The organism is Alkalibacillus haloalkaliphilus C5, assembly GCF_000269905.1.
Lineage (GTDB): Bacteria > Bacillota > Bacilli > Bacillales > Alkalibacillaceae > Alkalibacillus > Alkalibacillus haloalkaliphilus_A.
The window spans coordinates 1-17,149 of sequence record NZ_AKIF01000053.1; the positions used below are offsets into that span (position 1 = coordinate 1).

The 17,149-nt window shown below is 37.5% G+C and carries 18 protein-coding genes and 1 riboswitch; of the genes, 9 read left to right on the top strand and 9 right to left on the bottom strand.

Annotated elements, in window-relative coordinates:
• Positions 1-344 precede the first annotated feature (344 nt).
• A complete protein-coding gene (locus A194_RS0107390; protein ID WP_017186217.1) occupies positions 345-1,142 on the bottom strand; it encodes an ion transporter in 798 nt (265 codons plus the stop codon).
• 181 nt (positions 1,143-1,323) lie between these two features.
• Positions 1,324-1,420: riboswitch (guanidine-I (ykkC/yxkD leader) on the top strand.
• 52 nt (positions 1,421-1,472) lie between these two features.
• Between A194_RS0107390 and A194_RS0107395 the strand changes: the two genes are divergently transcribed.
• Genes A194_RS0107395 through A194_RS17780 form a run of 3 tightly spaced genes read left to right on the top strand, consistent with a single transcriptional unit; the run spans position 1,473 to position 3,352 of the window.
• On the top strand, positions 1,473-1,802 hold the full coding sequence (locus A194_RS0107395; RefSeq protein ID WP_017186218.1) for a DMT family transporter: 330 nt from the start codon (positions 1,473-1,475) through the stop codon (positions 1,800-1,802).
• Positions 1,802-2,116, top strand: a complete 315-nt coding sequence (locus tag A194_RS0107400; protein ID WP_017186219.1) for a DMT family transporter — start codon at positions 1,802-1,804, stop codon at positions 2,114-2,116. Before A194_RS0107395 ends, A194_RS0107400 begins: the two co-directional genes overlap by 1 nt.
• 18 nt (positions 2,117-2,134) lie before the next feature.
• Positions 2,135-3,352 carry an MDR family MFS transporter gene (locus A194_RS17780; protein WP_017186220.1) on the top strand — a complete coding sequence of 406 codons (1,218 nt, stop codon included), beginning with the start codon at positions 2,135-2,137 and terminating at the stop codon, positions 3,350-3,352.
• A gap of 190 nt (positions 3,353-3,542) precedes the next feature.
• Here the strand turns inward: A194_RS17780 and A194_RS0107410 are convergent, their stop codons facing one another.
• From A194_RS0107410 to A194_RS0107420, 3 genes are all read right to left on the bottom strand, one after another.
• Positions 3,543-4,193 (bottom strand): queuosine precursor transporter, encoded by a 651-nt coding sequence (locus A194_RS0107410; RefSeq protein WP_017186221.1) that lies wholly within the window; start codon positions 4,191-4,193, stop codon positions 3,543-3,545.
• Complete coding sequence (gene queF / locus A194_RS0107415; protein ID WP_017186222.1) at positions 4,183-4,590, bottom strand: preQ(1) synthase; 408 nt, start codon at positions 4,588-4,590, stop codon at positions 4,183-4,185. The genes A194_RS0107410 and queF overlap by 11 nt, the downstream gene beginning before the upstream one ends.
• Before the next feature lie 145 nt (positions 4,591-4,735).
• Positions 4,736-6,052 (bottom strand): Zn-dependent hydrolase, encoded by a 1,317-nt coding sequence (locus tag A194_RS0107420; protein WP_017186223.1) that lies wholly within the window; start codon positions 6,050-6,052, stop codon positions 4,736-4,738.
• A 335-nt stretch (positions 6,053-6,387) separates the two neighbouring features.
• Here A194_RS0107420 and A194_RS17785 point away from each other — a divergent pair, with 335 nt between their 5' ends.
• Positions 6,388-7,074, top strand: a complete 687-nt coding sequence (locus A194_RS17785; RefSeq protein ID WP_017186224.1) for a methyltransferase domain-containing protein — start codon at positions 6,388-6,390, stop codon at positions 7,072-7,074.
• A gap of 16 nt (positions 7,075-7,090) precedes the next feature.
• Here the strand turns inward: A194_RS17785 and A194_RS0107430 are convergent, their stop codons facing one another.
• Positions 7,091-7,471 carry a hypothetical protein gene (locus A194_RS0107430; protein WP_017186225.1) on the bottom strand — a complete coding sequence of 127 codons (381 nt, stop codon included), beginning with the start codon at positions 7,469-7,471 and terminating at the stop codon, positions 7,091-7,093.
• A 137-nt stretch (positions 7,472-7,608) separates the two neighbouring features.
• Between A194_RS0107430 and A194_RS0107435 the strand changes: the two genes are divergently transcribed.
• From A194_RS0107435 to A194_RS20755, 4 genes are all read left to right on the top strand, one after another.
• The gene (locus A194_RS0107435; protein ID WP_017186226.1) at positions 7,609-8,076 is read left to right on the top strand and encodes an ASCH domain-containing protein; all 468 of its coding nucleotides are present in this window, start codon (positions 7,609-7,611) and stop codon (positions 8,074-8,076) included.
• Positions 8,077-8,257: 181 nt separating this feature from the next.
• Entirely contained in the window at positions 8,258-9,616 is a 1,359-nt protein-coding gene (locus A194_RS0107440) for a hypothetical protein (protein WP_017186227.1), read from the top strand.
• A 172-nt stretch (positions 9,617-9,788) separates the two neighbouring features.
• Complete coding sequence (locus A194_RS17790) at positions 9,789-11,786, top strand: efflux RND transporter permease subunit (RefSeq protein ID WP_237718751.1); 1,998 nt, start codon at positions 9,789-9,791, stop codon at positions 11,784-11,786.
• A 52-nt stretch (positions 11,787-11,838) separates the two neighbouring features.
• A complete protein-coding gene (locus A194_RS20755) occupies positions 11,839-12,849 on the top strand; it encodes an efflux RND transporter permease subunit (RefSeq protein ID WP_237718752.1) in 1,011 nt (336 codons plus the stop codon).
• Between the two features lie 45 nt (positions 12,850-12,894).
• Here A194_RS20755 and A194_RS0107450 read toward each other — a convergent pair whose 3' ends face one another.
• Both A194_RS0107450 and A194_RS0107455 read right to left on the bottom strand, forming a co-directional pair.
• Positions 12,895-13,185: a 4a-hydroxytetrahydrobiopterin dehydratase gene (locus A194_RS0107450; RefSeq protein WP_017186228.1), complete on the bottom strand. Its 291-nt coding sequence runs from the start codon at positions 13,183-13,185 to the stop codon at positions 12,895-12,897.
• A gap of 12 nt (positions 13,186-13,197) precedes the next feature.
• Positions 13,198-13,641, bottom strand: coding sequence for an SRPBCC family protein (locus A194_RS0107455; protein ID WP_017186229.1), 444 nt, complete (start codon positions 13,639-13,641; stop codon positions 13,198-13,200).
• Positions 13,642-13,799: 158 nt separating this feature from the next.
• On the opposite strand from A194_RS0107455, the gene A194_RS0107460 reads away from it, so the two are divergent.
• Positions 13,800-14,270 carry a GNAT family N-acetyltransferase gene (locus A194_RS0107460; protein WP_017186230.1) on the top strand — a complete coding sequence of 157 codons (471 nt, stop codon included), beginning with the start codon at positions 13,800-13,802 and terminating at the stop codon, positions 14,268-14,270.
• Between the two features lie 50 nt (positions 14,271-14,320).
• Here the strand turns inward: A194_RS0107460 and A194_RS19375 are convergent, their stop codons facing one another.
• Entirely contained in the window at positions 14,321-15,733 is a 1,413-nt protein-coding gene (locus A194_RS19375; RefSeq protein ID WP_017186231.1) for a sensor domain-containing phosphodiesterase, read from the bottom strand.
• 170 nt (positions 15,734-15,903) lie between these two features.
• On the bottom strand, positions 15,904-17,149 hold a 1,246-nt coding region (locus A194_RS0107470; protein WP_017186232.1), incomplete at its 5' end, for a helix-turn-helix domain-containing protein.

The window sequence follows — 17,149 nt, forward strand, 5'->3', positions numbered from 1 at the left end:
CAAGATAGCGTAGCCAACTTCTGTGAAATGGCTTACGAAGTATTCTTATATCAAAACGATAAGAACTATTACCAAGTACCGCAGTTTGACGATCAAACGATGACTCAGCTATTAAATAGCTACGCACCAATGACTCAACAACAGCAACAGCACTAACAATTAGGCGAACGCTTGATTATTCAGGCGTTCGCCTAATTATGAAGATTTTCGCTTAATTATACTCGCCGTTCGCCCAAAAAATGAGATTTTCGCCTAATTAATAATAATTTCGCCTAATTATCGACTCTCTGAATCCAGGTCATCAAAAAAAAACGCCAGATTGTATGTCCAACCTGGCGATTACATTATTTATCTTTAACGGCATCTTTCAATTCTTTAATTTCTTGCCTTAATAAATACACTTCTTCTTGAAGATCATCACCTTCAGGAAGTTCGTCATTTTCCATCTTCTCAATCTTTTCAAAGTTATTGACGATGACACCGACGAACAAGTTCAGAACGATAAACACGCCTGATAAGATGAACGCGACGAAATAAAGCCACGACCACCAGAACTCCTCTTGAATCGGTCGCATAATATTACTCGCCCAAGATTCGAGTGTAATAATTTGGAATAAGCTTAACAATGTTAACTGTAAATTACCGAAATAATCTGGTGCGACATCTCTAAATAAGAATGTCCCCATAACACTAAAGACGTAAAACATAATACTTAATAAAATTAAAATCGTACCTAGCGACGGTAATGTCATAATTAGCGCATTTACGATCTTCTTAAGTGATGGAATCATCGAAATAGTACGGAATACACGAATGACACGTAAAATACGTAGTACGGTTACAAACGGTGATCCCATAAAAATAAAGCTACTTGCTACAATTAAAAAGTCAAAAACGTTCCAACCATCTTTAAAGAAGTTGGTCGTTGGCCTAGCTGCTATTAACTTTAAAACAATCTCTAACGCAAAAATCGTTAAAATGATTGTATCTATTCTAATAAACCAGTCACCGTACGCATCATACAAACCACGGTAACTTTCTAAACCGACGATGATCGCATTAAGGACAATCAACGTTATAATGGTCGGTTGAAAGGCTCTATGCTCAACAATTTGCGAACTCCACTGACGCAGTTGATTCATGTCTGCTCCCCCATTTTTCTCTCTAAATCTTACACCCTATAAATTCTATCATAAATTAATAGCAAATGGGGACTACACACACTGAACTGTTTTGATCAAATAAAAAACCTTTCTACATGGCAAATAACTTACACTCGTGTTAAAATATGAACTGAACAATTATTGATTAAAACCACACACACCTTTAGTTTTCTAGGGTTCCGCGACTGCTGTCGGTCAGGTCCGAGAGAAAACACACAGCAAGTGCTGTGACACGGAGGGACAAAAGCCCGGGAGATGTTCATTCATCTTCTGGGCTTTCTTCTTGGTTTAATATAGGAGGTTCTCAACATGAATTCTCATTGGTTTAAAGTATTTCTTGGCGCTTTTTTTGAAGTGTTTTGGGTAGTTGGTTTAAGTCATGCCTATAATTGGATCACATGGGCAGGTACAGCTGTCGCCATCTTTTTAAGCTTTTTCTTCCTAGTACTAGCAGCTCAAAAGTTACCTGTAGGAACGGTTTATGCTGTGTTTGCAGGGCTTGGAACAGCTGGAACGGTCGTTGTCGACATTGTCTTTTTCAACGAACCATTCATGATTCTCAAAGTCGTATTAATTTCGCTTCTTTTACTCGGAATTATCGGGCTTAAGTATGTAACAGAAGAAGGAAGTGATGCTTAATGTATTGGACAGCTTTAATCATAGCAGGATTATTCGAGATGCTCGGTGTTTTAGGGATTAATTTTATTAACAAATACAAAAATTGGCAGTCTGTTGTGTTTATGATTATTATGTTTTCGATTAGCTTTGTATTGCTTTCTTATTCCATGAATGAAATAACGATGAGTGTCGCTTATGCGATCTGGACAGGGATAGGTGCTGCCGGGAGTGCGATTATGGGCATGACCTTTTTTAAAGAACCTGCTACAAGACTTAGAATATTATTTATTTTTTGCATTATCTCGGCTACAATTGGATTGAAGTTAATTACGTAAGAAGGTGGCACAATCACAATGCCTAAACAAATTTGGCTACTTATTTTAGCAATGGCGATTAATGTCACGGCCGCTTCATTTTTATGGCCGTTAAATATGATTTATATGCACTATGAATTAGGGACAACATTAGCGTTTGCAGGTGTCATTTTATTTTTAAACCAAGGGGCTGCCATTATTGGTAACTTAGTTGGTGGCACGCTATTTGATAAGCTTGGTGGTTATCGAACGATTCTTTTAGGTGGAGCTGTAACAATCGTCTCAGCGATTACTCTCTCGATCTTCCATTCGCTTATTCCTTATGCTATATTGCTCATTTGTATCGGGTTCGGTACAGGCGTTGTCGTACCAGCGATGTATGCTTTAGCGGCTTCTGTTTGGCCAGAAGGTGGTCGTCGGCCGTTTAACGCGATTTACGTCGCTCAAAATATCGGTGTCGCTGTCGGTACAGCAACTGGCGGACTTGTCGCATCGTATTCGTTCTCATACGCCTTTTTATCTAATGCGATCTTGTTCTCGGCCTTTTACTTCCTCGTCTTTTTCACGTTTAAACCGTTAGGGAAAAAGACCGACACAAGTAAATATTCGACAGTTGCTAGTCAAGGATTCAAGATCCATAATAGAAAGTCGTTTGTCGCTTTAATTATTTTAAGTATCGGCTTTTTCATCGCTTGGGTTGCTTATGTGCAATGGCAATCGACAATCGCAACGTATACGATCGATCTCGGCATTCCCATCGATCAATATACGTGGATTTGGGTCATTAACGGGTTACTCATTATTAGCGGGCAGCCTTTAATCAAGTTGGTTACGAAATATATTACATCTCCGAAAGTCCAAATTTTACTCGGTAATACGATTTTTATTATTTCGTTTTCTTACTTGCTTCAAGCTGGAACGTTTTTAGACTTTGCTACAGGTATGGTCATTTTAACACTCGGTGAAATGCTCGTCTGGCCAGCGGTTCCAACTATTGCAGCCAGCCTTGCCCCTAAAGGACGAGAAGGGTTTTATCAAGGAATGATTAATAGTGTTGGAACTGGTGGACGAATGGTTGGACCGTTGTTCGGTGGGTTGATTGCTGACCACTTCCCAATGGTGACTTTATTCGGTCTATTAATTATTCTATTACTCGTACCTTACGTTTCAATCTTTGTCTTAGGTAAGTTGCAAAAGCGGATTGAGGAAGAACAGAAGCATTACGACGAAGAACTAAAGGAAGCTAGCGGAAATTAACATTTTCTTAACCAAATATTCACAGTCCATTCACAGACATTTTTAGTAGTAAGTAGTATGATTAGATTGTAAGCAAGAAATTGCTTGTGTGAACCTTCCCTTAAATATAGAATATAGAACGTCGTAACCGCCTAACTAACCCCCTAGTTAGGCGGATTTTTTATATACAAAAAAAGCCTACCTAGAAAGACTAGGCAGACTGTTGATGTTCTTCTTGTTGTGCTTGTTCTCGTCTGTGTTTTCGCGTAAATAAATAGAATAACGGTGTATCGATCACAGCAATGGCTAGCTTGATGACATATTGGCTTACAATCATAACCCAAATGTTAGGTACTGTACCAATGAACGCGATCGTAATAAAGATAGACGTATCAAAAAACTGTGATGTCGCAGTACTTAAGTTGTTTCTTAACCACTTCAGTCGATTTTTCGTCATCTTTTTAACCGCTGCGAAAATATAGACGTCAACAAACTGTGACGTTAAATACGCCGCTGCAGATGCTAATACGAAACGGGCATTTTGACCAAGCAATTCTTCGTATGCTGCTTGTGATTCTTGTGCAAACGGGGCAACTGGTAACAGATACCCTAAGTAAATCATAATACTTGCGAAAATTTGTGCAGCAAAACCGAATAAAATCGTTTGTTTAGCCTGTTTTTTACCATATTCTTCGTGTACGATATCCGTAATTAGGAACGTAACAGCATAGACAACAACCGCAGCTGGTACGACGAAGTTTTCACTAAATGCGACTAGCTTACCAGCTAATACGTTAGCAATAACGAGTGACGTCGCAAAAATAACATTTAAAAATATGAGTTTTTGTTCTTTACTCGTCACGGTTACGCACAGCTTTCGTTGTTAGTTCAATACCACCACGAGCTGACTGGTATACCGTTACTTCAACGTTTAACGGATCAATCGCATAAACGAAGTCATCAGCTATTTGCGCTGCTAACGATTCACAGTAAGCACCTTCGTCACGATAAGACCATAAATAGAACTTAAGTGACTTTGACTCAATACACTTTTCATTCGGTGTATATGTGATCTCAACTTGACCGAAGTCAGGTTGACCAGTCTTTGGACATACTGCTGTAAACTCTAACGCCTTGAATGTAATCGTTTGTACATTTGGCGCTTCGAATGCTTCATCTTTGAGGATTTCACGACCCTCATTAACACTATCAGGTCTCGGCATTGGACCAGACCTTGGTAAATAATAATTCTCTGACATATTCATCATCTCTCCTTAGTTTTGATTAAGCAGGAGTTCGCGAACTGCTACTATATTTTATAGTTTGCACAAGTATTCATTTTAACAGATTAAGAGATATTCGTTAACACTTATCATTTTACAAAATAATGAAGAAGCCAGCTACTTATGACTCTTCCCCAATCTTTTCAACAAACCGCTTCAGCACATGGATGGTTTGCACACAGTCATTTAAAGAAGACCATTCTTTCGGATTGTGACTAACACCGTCAAAACTTTGTGTAAACAACATCGCCATTGGAACGTATCTTCCTAAAATCATCGCATCATGCCCTGCTCCACTCGGTAAGTAAAACGGATCTAAGCCAAGTGTTTCTTGCACAGCTTCCCCTGCCTTTTGTTGCATCTTTGCTGGCACTTGAACAGGCGATACATTCATACTCTCTTCTACTTCAACAACTGTGCCATGTTGTTCACTTACAGTTTGTGCATACTCTTTCACTCGTCTAGTAATCTCACTTTTCCACTCTTCTTTAATGTCTCGGATATCTACAGTTAACGTCACTTCACCAGGAATGACATTCACACCATTAGGCTCGACTTCTAGCTTTCCAACTGTTGCAACACCTGAGTCACTCACTTGCACCGGAAAGTCTTTCACATTCGTTACAAACTCACTCGCTGCAACTAACGCATCAGTACGGTCATTCATCGGCGTATTTCCTGCATGACCCGCAATACCTTTAAAAGTTACTTTAAGCCACGTTGGACCGGCAATTCCTGTTACAACACCAACTGGCAGATTCCGCTTCTCTAGTTGTTTTCCTTGTTCAATATGCACTTCAACAAACGCCTTAACTTGAGATAAATCACGCTTAGCTTCTATAAAACCTTCTGGCGTTAAGTCGACATCAGCTAACACATCTTCAAATCGTTTGCCGTTAAAATCTACGCGTCTTTTTTCTTCCTCAAGGTCTAACTCACCTACTACAGATTGACTACCTAAAAGACCACCATTAAACCGCGCACCTTCCTCATCAGTGAACACAACGACTTCAAAAGGAATGCTAGGCTTTTCATCTGTATTTTTCCAAGCTGATGCGACTTCTAATGCACTAATAACACCTAGTGGGCCGTCAAAATGGCCCCCGTGCATGACACTATCTAAATGGGAACCTGACATAATCGCTGGCCCGTCGACCTGTCCTTCAACGCGGCCAAACACATTTCCAGCCCCATCAACTGTTACGGCTAGGCCGTCTTCTTCCATCCACTGTTTTACAAGTTCCTTCGCTCGCTTTTCCTCTTGTGAAAAGGAAATGCGTCGACAACCTCCTTCTTCTGTCATGCCAAGCTCTGCTACTGCGGTTAATCGCTTCGCCACACGCTCTCCGTCAATCCCAGAATAGTTATTGTTAACATCATAATCTTTCATTAATCGGTCATAAAACGCTTGTACTTGTTTTGTAATTTGCTCTGACATTTTCAATCCTCCCGACCGTGACTAAACAAAAGACTTTAACACGGTAATTCGTTTAATTAACATTATATAGGTTCACATACTATTTCTAAAGACTAAATAATATGACAATCATAAGTGACTTTTACACTTTTTCACGTTATTCTATTGGCAGTAAGTTTTTTTGGAGTGAAACAATTGAAGAAGTTAAGTAAAAAAGAGCTTGCGATGCATCGGCTCGAACAGCAGATCGACCTCTTTCAATGCCCCATCTGCCATGAGAAGATGCAACCGGCGACGGAAAACTCACTTGTTCGAATCGACATATGTTTGACTTGGCTAAGCAAGGCTATTTCAATATGGTACAGCAGTCGAGAAAGACGCAATACGACCAATCACTGTTTGAAGCGCGTCAACGATTGATTCAATCTGGTTTTTACAGACAACTTATTGTGCAAATTGAATCATTACTGCAAAGTAGAGACACTGAATTTTTATTAGATGCCGGATGTGGAGAAGGCTCACATTTAGCCCAAATACTAGATAAGATTGATCACCAATTTGGTGTTGGAGTAGACATTGCCAAAGAAGGCATTCAAACAGCTGCGAAAGCATACGAAAATAGCCAATGGATTGTCGGCGATTTAGCTAACACACCTTTTACCGATAAGGCATTCGATATCATTCTTAACATTTTGTCACCATCAAACTATCAAGAATTTACCCGCTTAATGAAAGACGACGGGATCGTTATGAAAGTCGTTCCTGGTCCAAATTATTTAAAAGAATTACGTGAGCAAATTTTTGCAGGTACTGATCAAGAAGACTATTCAAATGAGGATACTGTTACTCGATTTAAGCAATTTTTCGATATAACACACCGTGAGAAAGTGTTTCATCAAGTGACATTAACAGAAGATCAGTTTCAAGACTTAATTCAAATGACACCACTTACACAAGACGTTGATTTAAGTCAGCTTAAGTTTGTTGATTCGATTACGTTAGATTTGGAAATTTTAGTTGGGGAAAAGCAAGGCCTGTCTTAGCAACAGGCCCAATTCATTAATCTGCTTTTCGAAACGCTACGAGGACAAATAAGAAGAAACTAATGAGTAAGATCGTTCCACCGATCACAAAGAATAGAGTGACGAACAAGTCTGGCAACGGAAATGGGCGAACGTAATAAAGCCACATGCCGATCGTTAAGCCGAATGCGCCGATAATACCTGTCCAAACATGAGATGTCGTTAAGAGTGATGGTGATGGATCATATACTTTGTAAAAGATTGCCCACGCAAATAACGTTAACCAACCGACAAGTAAAATGTGCGCGTGTACTGTTTGGAATTCATATCCCCCTGAACCAGCCATGTGCGAACCGATAAACGCACCAACAGCTGCAAAGATCGCAGACAACCTTAATAATGTTTTACTATAGTTCAATTTTTCTCCTCCTTTTAGGATCGCATTTATAAAAATCATTAAGAAAAGTTAAACTTTAATCAAAATACTGTTAATATACTAAATTCATGCTATGCTAATAATTAACGTATCATACATGAACACTCGGAGGTAATAAAATGAATGAAGATTTAGTGAAAAACTTTTGGCATAAATTTGTTCAAGAGAATCCACAACTAGCAGACGAAAATACACCTTATACAAGTTGGGCATTTGGCTTAAATGAAGAACAAGCACGCGAACTGTTAGACTTAGTCAAGTCAGGCGATAAAACAGCGACTTGCTCATTATATAGAATGTATGAAGTAGAAGATGCACCACTACCTACAGAAGGTGAATTTAATGTTATTACAGACTGGGACGGTAACCCTGAAGCTGTGACACGTACGACAGATTTAGATATCATTCCTTTTCTAGCTGTACCTGAAGACTTCGCTGAAAAAGAAGGTGAAGGCGACAAAAGCTACGAGTACTGGCACGATGCTCACGTTGAATTCTTCACTGAAGAGTTAAAAAGCATTAATGAAGAATTTGAAGACGACTTACCAGTTGTTTGCGAACAGTTTGAACTACTATATAAAGAATAAAATGATCCCCTTAGCTAATGTGAGCTGAGGGGATTTGTTTTTGGCGTTCGTGAGATTTTATCAGCTCTCAGGATTCATTTAAAAGCTCTCACGCAATTTTATCAGCTCTAAACTACTAAACTTTCATTAGAATAATAGTTTGTTACAATGAATGTTAGACTATAAAAAGCGAGATGAAACTATGACAAGGCTTAAATTTCACTTATATACTTCATTCGTTGTGTTATATATGGTTAACTTGTTTGCCAACAACGTGACGATCACTTACATTCAAGGTTTAATCGGAATCTTCGCGCTTGTTATATCAATTTATGGCGCTAGTAAAACGTATCAAATAATTGGAGTCATATTTACAGTCATTGCGTCCCTACTGTTTGTGACACATGATATACCGATTACTAATATCCTCCCTTATTTCACATCAATGGGGCTGTTACTATCGTTATTATACGTAATACCTTTTATAAACCATTACATGATTGTTGGCCGGTTTGATCAGTCACTGTACAAAATCTTACAATCTAACACACCTAATCTGGGGAAGTTTTATACAAAATCGTATTTAACGAGTTATGCGTTAACGTTATTTATTTTCATATCAATGATCCCGATGTCTTATCAATTTATTAAGGATCGAACAAAAGAGTTTAATGACCAAGTCACACACCAGTTTGCGACACGATCGGTATTAAGACCGTTAGCTACCGCCAATGTGTGGAGTCCTATTGAAGTATACACGGCTCTTGTGGTTGCTATTACAGGGGCTTATTACTTACAATTACTGCCGGTTTTATTAGCCTTTTCGATTATTATGGTGATCATCGACCTGTTAATTAACTATAACCGTTACAAAGGTTACACCATTTCTACTGAGAGTGGCTCCAGTCAATTAAGCCATGAAACGATTCGAAAACTAATTTTACTAGTTGTATTTCTAGTCCTATTTGTTACGACGGCTACGGTGACACACTTATCTTTAAACCTCGAGTTTTTTGATGCCATTGTGTTAATCATTATTCCATATACGCTCGTTTGGGCGTTAGCGACAAAGCGCTTCACGACACTCATTCGCTACAACCAAAAAGTATGGGATGGACAGTTATGGACGATGCAAAATTTCATGATGTTATTGTTACCTGTTGGGTTTTTCAATGAAGTCGTCACAGATACAGGCGTGTTCGATCAACTTTTAGACAGCTTATCGTGGTTACAACACCAACCACTACTTCTGTTCATATTCATTATGTTCAGCTCGATGACACTAGCATTTTTCGGTTTTCACCCATTAGTGACGTTAAGCTTAATTGGGTTGTTTGTAACACCCTTCTTAGATACAATCAGTCCACTAAGCATCTCTGTTGTGATGATCATATCTGTCGTACTTAATGATATGACAGGTACATTTAACATCCCCATTACGATGCTTAATCAATACTTTAAACGTAACCCTTATCAGCTAACTTTATGGAATATAGGTTATGCTTTAATATTTGGTAATGTCGGAATCTTAATCGGTTATTTATTAAACGAGTTGACTTAACTCAAATTCGAGAAAGTGGTGGCTTCAATAACTTAATGCTACCACTTTTTATTTTCACTCCACCCTAAGACTTAGAAAAAATACTTCTCTAAACACTTGTAAATCTCCCCTTTTATTATACAATGGAAATTGTTGGTTATAAAGTTGATTGCAAGGGAGAGGTGTGTTTATTATGGGGTGGTTGAAAGCAATCATTCAGCGCAAAATTTTAGTCGGGTTACTTGTAACGTTTATATTTATGATTGGTAGTTACGCTGTTTTGAATTTAGACAGAGAGTTATTACCTACAATTAATATGAACGGTGCAATTGTTGAAGTAACAGCAGGAGATATGCCTGCATCTGAAGTTGAAAATTCAATTACAACTTCACTTGAAACACAAATACAAGGAATCGATGGTGTTGAGAGCACTTACTCAACAACGAGTGTCGGGCAATCCACTATTCAAATTATGTTTGAAGGCAGTGATGGAGACGACATTTATAGTGAGATTGACTCGATCGCTCATACATCAGCAGCAGAAAATAATGATATTCAGGATGTTTTCGCTTTTCGTATGAGCACTGATCAAGATTATGAATTTTACATGGATATTTCAGGTGATGATTTATCGGAAATATCTGCTTTTGCGACAGAGGTACTAAAACCACGCATCGAAAGCTTACGAGAAGTTAATGACGTTGCACTAGACGGCTTATACGAACAAGAGCTAGTCATCGAATTTAACCGCGAAGACGTAAATGAACAAGGAATTGAGATTAATCAAGTTATTAATATGATTAATGAAACTAACGATGAATCTGTATTAGGAGAATTAGAAAATGATGACGACTCGCCGACATTACGTTGGGATACACAATTAGCGTCAGTTGAAGAGGTAGAGAATCTACAAATTCCATCCCAAAATGGGTATGTTGCCTTGGGTGAAATAGCTGAAGTTTCCATTCAACCTTCCCAAAATACTGCCTATGTTTGGAAAGATGGAACAAAAGATTTTATTTTCGCCCAAATCGGTCGTGTATCTGATGTAACCCAAATAGAGATGGCAAGTGCTGTACGTTCTGAAATAGAAGACATTCACCAAGAAGGATTAGTGGAAGGATTCGAAGTCAATGAACTAGTAGCACAAGCTGATTATGTTGAAAGCTCATTAGATGGTGTTACTCAAAATATTATTATTGGTGGTATTTTAGCACTTGCGGTTTTACTAGTTTTCTTAAGAAATATTAGAGCAACACTGATCATAGGTTTAACAATTCCAACATCAATACTACTAACCTTTACTGCAATGTGGTTAATTGACTATAGCTTTAACATCTTAACATTAATTGCTTTAGGTTTAGGAATTGGAATGATGGTCGACGCATCGATCGTAATTTTAGAATCTATATACCGCAAGAAAGAACAAGGATTTGAAAAACTTGAAGCTGTCATGGAAGGGATTAAAGAAGTAGCTACGGCTGTTATTGCTTCTATGTTAACAACGATTGTTGTATTCTTACCAATTGGATTACTTGGTGGCGATGTAGGCCAGTTCATGATCATACTATCTCTAGTTGTTGCTATTACTTTAATTAGTTCTGTAGTCGTTTCTTTCACATTAATCCCAACACTAGCTGAACGCTTTTTGAAAATAAAAGAAACACATAAAAATAAAGAAGACGGAGTAATCATAAGGAATTATGGAAATTTCGTCGCTAAGATTGTTAAAAGAAAAAGAAACAGCTTAGCTGTCATAACGATTTTCATTTTAATATTTGTCGGGTCTTTATTTTTAGTGACCCGAGTGCCTATGTCTATAATGCCCGACATGCTAGATCGATATGCTGAGTTAATCATTGACGTAGAACCAGGCTTATCTGAAGAAGAACAAGACGAATTAGCTCAGGAAATACATGAGTCATTAAGCACTATACAAGATGTCGAATCAAACTATGTGATGGAATATGGTGGTATGTATTTTGTTATGGTTAATATGACAAAAGATGAAGAGATTACTAGACAGCAGGATGAAGTCAACGGTGAAATCTTCAGTACATTAAGAAATTTATCCGATTCACACCCAATTAACAATGTGCAAGACGCGATGTCTGGTGTCGGAGGAGTACAGCCTGTACAAATAAACCTTAATGGAGAGGAATTCGATCAACTAATAGCAGATCTCAGATGATTTTATCAATGAATTAGAAGAAGTTGATGGAATTGTAAATGCGAGTAGCTCAATTGACCGAACCTCGGTTGAAGAAGTTATTGAATTAGATGAAGATGCCATTATGGATGCAGGTTTAACGCATAGTCAAGTTAAACAATTGATTGAGGAATCTTTCATGCAAATGAATATCGGTGAGATGTCTATTAGCAATGACGATATGCCAATTAATGTTAGATGGAGTGACGCTACAACAACTCAAGCAGACCTTTTAGATTTAGAAATACCGACTCAAGATGGTGAACAAAGCCTTTCAAATTTCATCGAACTTAACAAAGTAGAGGTCCCTAATCAAATCTCCCGCATTGATGGCGATCGATTTGCATCGATTACTGCAGATATCGAAGGAAGAGATTTAGGCTCAATTAATCGTGATATCCAAAGCTTACTAGATGACTATAGCACCCCTAACGGTTACAGCCTATCTGTTGCAGGAGATTTGGAACAACAACAAGAACTTATGCAAGAAATGCTTATTATTATAGCAATCTCTATTTTCCTTGTGTATTTGGTTATGGCTGTTCAGTTTAATCACTTGTTCCATCCAGTCATTATCATGTCTGTTATTCCGATGACAATTGTCGGAGTCATTCTTGGATTGTTTATTACACAACGTGAATTAAGTGTTTTATCTGCAATGGGAATTGTTATGTTAATTGGAATAGTGCTTAACAATGCCATCCTGTTTATTGACCGAACAAACCAATTAAGACGTTCCAATTATTCTGTAGAGAAAGCCCTAGTTGAAGCTGGTAAAAATCGTATTCGCCCTATTTTTATAACGAGTTTAACGACAGTAGGTGGAATGTTACCGTTAGCTCTAGCTACAGGTGCTGGAGGAAACTATCAAGCTCCAATGGCAACTGTTATTATCGCTGGCTTACTATTCTCCACGTTCATCACATTAGTTTTAATTCCAGCTGTATATAAACTCTTCACTTTCAAAGGGTCAAAATCAGGTAGAAAGAGAAGAAAGCGGAGAAAATCCCAAGATCAATTAGATGAATCACAAGCTGTAAGCTAAAACTAAAACAGCACCTAGTTCAGCCAGACTAGGTGCTGTTTCTTTCTATTTGACGTCATATAACTCATCACAATATTTTGCTAAAGTCGTATCTTTTTCTGTTAATCCACCTTCATCCCAAGATGTCCATTTGACTGTTACCGTTTTATAATCAATAACGATGTATGGGTGGTGATCTTTTGATTCAGCTTGATTTGCAACCTGTCTAACGAAATCAACACCAACTAAATAATCATCGAACTGGTATTGCCGCTTCAACGTCCTACCTTCCACAAGCTCCCATTCCGTTAACTTCTCCAACGAACTTTGAACATCAGCATCTGACAGTTTCGCCAAAATATTGCCTCCTTAATTTGATTCATTCAATTCTTCAATATAGGCTTTTACTTTATTTAAATGTTCCCCATCTTCTTTAATTATAATCTTTTTAATTAAAGGTTTGTAAATTAGATTTCTTAAACCTGATGTTGCAATATTTCCATCAAAATTAACCGTCGTATGACCATCTTCCTCTGTGAATGTATAACGATACGTTAAATACAGTTTATTTTGCTCACTTTTTACGACAAACCGTTGATTCGGCTCATACTCTGTTACTTCCCACGTGTTGTTAATATTTTGACCCTTAATATGACGTGTTTCAGTAATTTTCGTCCCTTCTGTCACTTCCTCTTGATCTAGCTTTAAATCAATAATATGATCTAGCTTTGAAACGGCATACTCATACTTTGAGATAACACGAAAAACTTGATCAACTGGCGCATCTATCGTAACCGATCTTGTAAAGCTCATAGCTCAATCCCCCTAGAACTCCCTCTATTTCTTATGACTATTTTAACATAACCGAAGTGTAAATTTCATAATAGAAAAAATATTCCCAAAGTGTATTGTCGTCAGTAAAACGTAAGAGTAAAATGAGACTAAAGTTCAATGAGCTAGGTGATGATATCATGCATATAAGAGAGATTGAAAAACGAGATAACAAAGCTATGGAAAGTATTATAAAGCAATCATTAGAATCGTTTAACTTAGATATTCCAGGAACAGCTTACTATGACCCAGAGTTAAGCAACTTAACTGAACATTATGCCAAACAATCAAAAGCACAATATTGGGTTGTCGTTAATGACGAAAATGACGTGTTAGGGGGTGTCGGCATTGGGGCTTTCCAAGACAACATCGGCGAGTTGCAAAAGCTATACATCAAACCAGATGCACAAGGACTAGGACTATCCAAAAAGTTAATGGAAGTGGCACTTGAATACGCAAAACAACATTACTCGCATTGTTATTTAGAGACGATGGAAATTTTACATGTCGCTAATCAGTTGTATACCCAACTTGGCTTTGAACAACTCCAACAACCGTTAGACGGATCAGACCACGGTACAATGGATACATGGTTTATTAAAAAGCTATAAACAAAAAGCAGTTCAATGAAAGGATATCTCCTACATTGAACTGCTTTTTATTAAGCTAAACTTTCTTGATCAAGTACTTTAACAGTCGCAATATATTGCTTCACTTCATCTAAACTCATCGGCTTTTGGAAGTGATAACCTTGGAAGTACTCACACCCCATAGATTTTAACGTATTAAACTGCTCTTCATACTCAATACCTTCTGAAACAACTTGCAAATTTAAGTCATGAGCCAAATTAATAATCGTCTCACAAATCGTGCTGTCTACATGACTTTCATGAATATTTTTCACAAAAGAACCGTCCAACTTAATTAAATCTAACGGTAAGTTTCTTAAATAATTTAAAGACGAATAGACTGTCCCAAAGTCATCAACCCATACTTGAATGCCTAATTCTCGCAATTGCTCAATGACTTGCGCTGCTTCTTTTAAATTAATAACTAAAGACGATTCTGTGATCTCAACTGCTAACAATTCAGCAGGGAATCCCGTTCTCTCTAAAGTTGCCTTCAGCTCTTCCACATAATGACCTTTAACAATATGTTTAGCCGAAACATTCACCGACATAATAAACTTTTGCCCTAACGCATCCATTAACTGTTTCATTTCTCTACATGCATATTCACAGACGTAGCGATCAATTTCATCGACAAACCCTTCTTCTTCCGCAAAAGGGATAAACTTATTCGGCGGAATCGTTCCTTGTTCAGGGTGCGGCCAACGAACGAGCACTTCAAAGCCATACACTTTATCACATGCACTCATTAACGGTTGATAGTTCGGACGAATTTGACCTTCTTCAATTCCACGACGAATCATAAACATATACTTCTCACGATCTGATAGCGTTGAAGGCCAATTAACTTTCTCTGGGTCTTTATACGAGTCTTGTAAATTAACATGACGTTGATTAACTTCTATATAGTTAGTTACGATTAAACTAATTAATTCTTTAAAAGATTCAATAGTCTCTACTTCCGCTTGACTCGGTTCCCTTACCTCTGTTGAATACATCGCAAATACGCCTGCAACATTATTGCTTTCAGACGCAAAAATTGGAACTGACCAACACGATTTAAGCCCTAACTCTTCAACAGCACTTCGAAAAGAGTCCCACTTCTCATCTTGACTAATATCCGGCGTTACGACAAGTTCTTTTCGGCAAGCCGCCGTACCACAAGTACCCATACCTTCATACAGCTCGATTCCCGTATAATGGTTCATCATTTCTTCAGGTAAACTATGAGTCACGCCACCTGAAAAATGTGTACCCATTTCATCTAACAACATGATCGTACCTCTAGACGATTCAAAACGCAGTTCGAAAAATTTAATCGCTTTAATTAGTACATCTCTTAAAGGCACTCCATCACTTATATATTCTGTTATATATTGATACCCTTCGACAAACTCTTCAGGGGTTAATATCAACTGATTTTGATCCCGATCATAACCACTCATGTTACGGGCCTCCTAACAATACTTTTGGCTCAGATTACACGCATAATTATTAAGACTTCGACATTTTTTATTTCTATATACAAATTCTACTACCAAACAAAGACTTTAGAAATAGAACTAATTATCTAATTAAAAACCACATGTTTTCCAGTGTAACATATTATGAACAATTAAGCTTTCTTCAATTTGCGCCATAACGTCGAACGATTGATGCCTAATCTTTTAGCAGCTTTTGACTGATTATAATTCTCTTCTTCTAAAACTGATTCAATGACTTGAATTTCTATGTCTTCAAGCGTGCCTTCTAATTGATAAATTGACTTAGATCGTGACTCACGCTTTTCTTTTAAGTATCTGTTAACATGGCCGGCTTTTAGTACATATCCCTTTTCAGCTAACACAACGGTTTGAATGAATGATCTTAATTCTCTCACTTGCCCAGCCCAATCATGTTTAGCTAATTCTAAAACAACATCACTTTGAACTTTAATTACACTTGTCCCTAAATTTTGATGAAAATGAGCAACAAATAATGTTAATAACCCCTTCAAGTCTTCTACACGCTCATTAATAGAAGGAACAAAAATTTCTAACGCTTTATAAGATAACTTAGAATCAAAACGGTGCAATAAGGATTCCGTTACAGAAATGACAATCTTAATATTCGCTTCAATAGCTTTATTTAAGAAACGGCTTAATATATCAAAACGTTCTTTAGCAAGTTGAGAAGCATGACGTAAATAGATCGTTCCTACATGTGATGCTAGCAACTCATCTAAGTACTCATACTGGCAACGATTTAAATCAACTTCGAGAAATGTTTTACCCGTTTGACTTAAGTCATGCATATATTGAGCTAACAACCCTCTACCTGTTCCAGGATCACCAACTAAGAAGAATAAATTATGCGTCTCTAAACCACTATGAATCACACGCATAACGGCACTCATAGCTTCACTCTCTGCAATCACTGTCGGCTTTTGTTTAATTTCGACCTTCTGAACCCAAGGAAGTTGGCTTAATAAGTCATTATTTCTAAAGAAACTTAAAAGAAAATAATATTCACCATTATTTTCTAACGTCTCTATTTTTATATCGACTTGTTCATTCTCTTTTACATAATAACGCCAATTAATTTTGTTCGTTATCGGAACTTCTTTCGTTATACTGACAACCTTCTCTTCATCGATAGGACAATTAGAGAAAGTATCCCACACGTCAATTAACGATTCACCTTTTTCGTTAACAATCATGAAGTCATCGTATTTTTTATGGATCACTTCAGATAGAAGTTCGATTTTTGATAAGTTCCATTCATAAAACTCATACTGCTTCTTCGCTAAATCAATAGCATCCATAACCGTTTCGCGCCCAGTTTGAATAAGAAAGCTTTCTAACCCATAATTTTTAGCAGCC

Bases quoted from the DNA above. Each gene is read 5' to 3' on its own strand.
- A194_RS0107440 (WP_017186227.1), top strand. From the start codon at position 8,258: ATGACAAGGCTTAAATTTCACTTATATACTTCATTCGTTGTGTTATAT.
- A194_RS0107460 (WP_017186230.1), top strand. From the start codon at position 13,800: ATGCATATAAGAGAGATTGAAAAACGAGATAACAAAGCTATGGAAAGT.
- A194_RS17780 (WP_017186220.1), top strand. From the start codon at position 2,135: ATGCCTAAACAAATTTGGCTACTTATTTTAGCAATGGCGATTAATGTC.
- A194_RS17790 (WP_237718751.1), top strand. From the start codon at position 9,789: ATGGGGTGGTTGAAAGCAATCATTCAGCGCAAAATTTTAGTCGGGTTA.
- A194_RS0107455 (WP_017186229.1), bottom strand. From the start codon at position 13,641: ATGAGCTTTACAAGATCGGTTACGATAGATGCGCCAGTTGATCAAGTT.
- A194_RS0107395 (WP_017186218.1), top strand. From the start codon at position 1,473: ATGAATTCTCATTGGTTTAAAGTATTTCTTGGCGCTTTTTTTGAAGTG.
- A194_RS19375 (WP_017186231.1), bottom strand. From the start codon at position 15,733: ATGAGTGGTTATGATCGGGATCAAAATCAGTTGATATTAACCCCTGAA.
- A194_RS17785 (WP_017186224.1), top strand. From the start codon at position 6,388: ATGGTACAGCAGTCGAGAAAGACGCAATACGACCAATCACTGTTTGAA.
- queF (WP_017186222.1), bottom strand. From the start codon at position 4,590: ATGTCAGAGAATTATTATTTACCAAGGTCTGGTCCAATGCCGAGACCT.
- A194_RS0107435 (WP_017186226.1), top strand. From the start codon at position 7,609: ATGAATGAAGATTTAGTGAAAAACTTTTGGCATAAATTTGTTCAAGAG.
- A194_RS0107390 (WP_017186217.1), bottom strand. From the start codon at position 1,142: ATGAATCAACTGCGTCAGTGGAGTTCGCAAATTGTTGAGCATAGAGCC.
- A194_RS0107400 (WP_017186219.1), top strand. From the start codon at position 1,802: ATGTATTGGACAGCTTTAATCATAGCAGGATTATTCGAGATGCTCGGT.
- A194_RS0107420 (WP_017186223.1), bottom strand. From the start codon at position 6,052: ATGTCAGAGCAAATTACAAAACAAGTACAAGCGTTTTATGACCGATTA.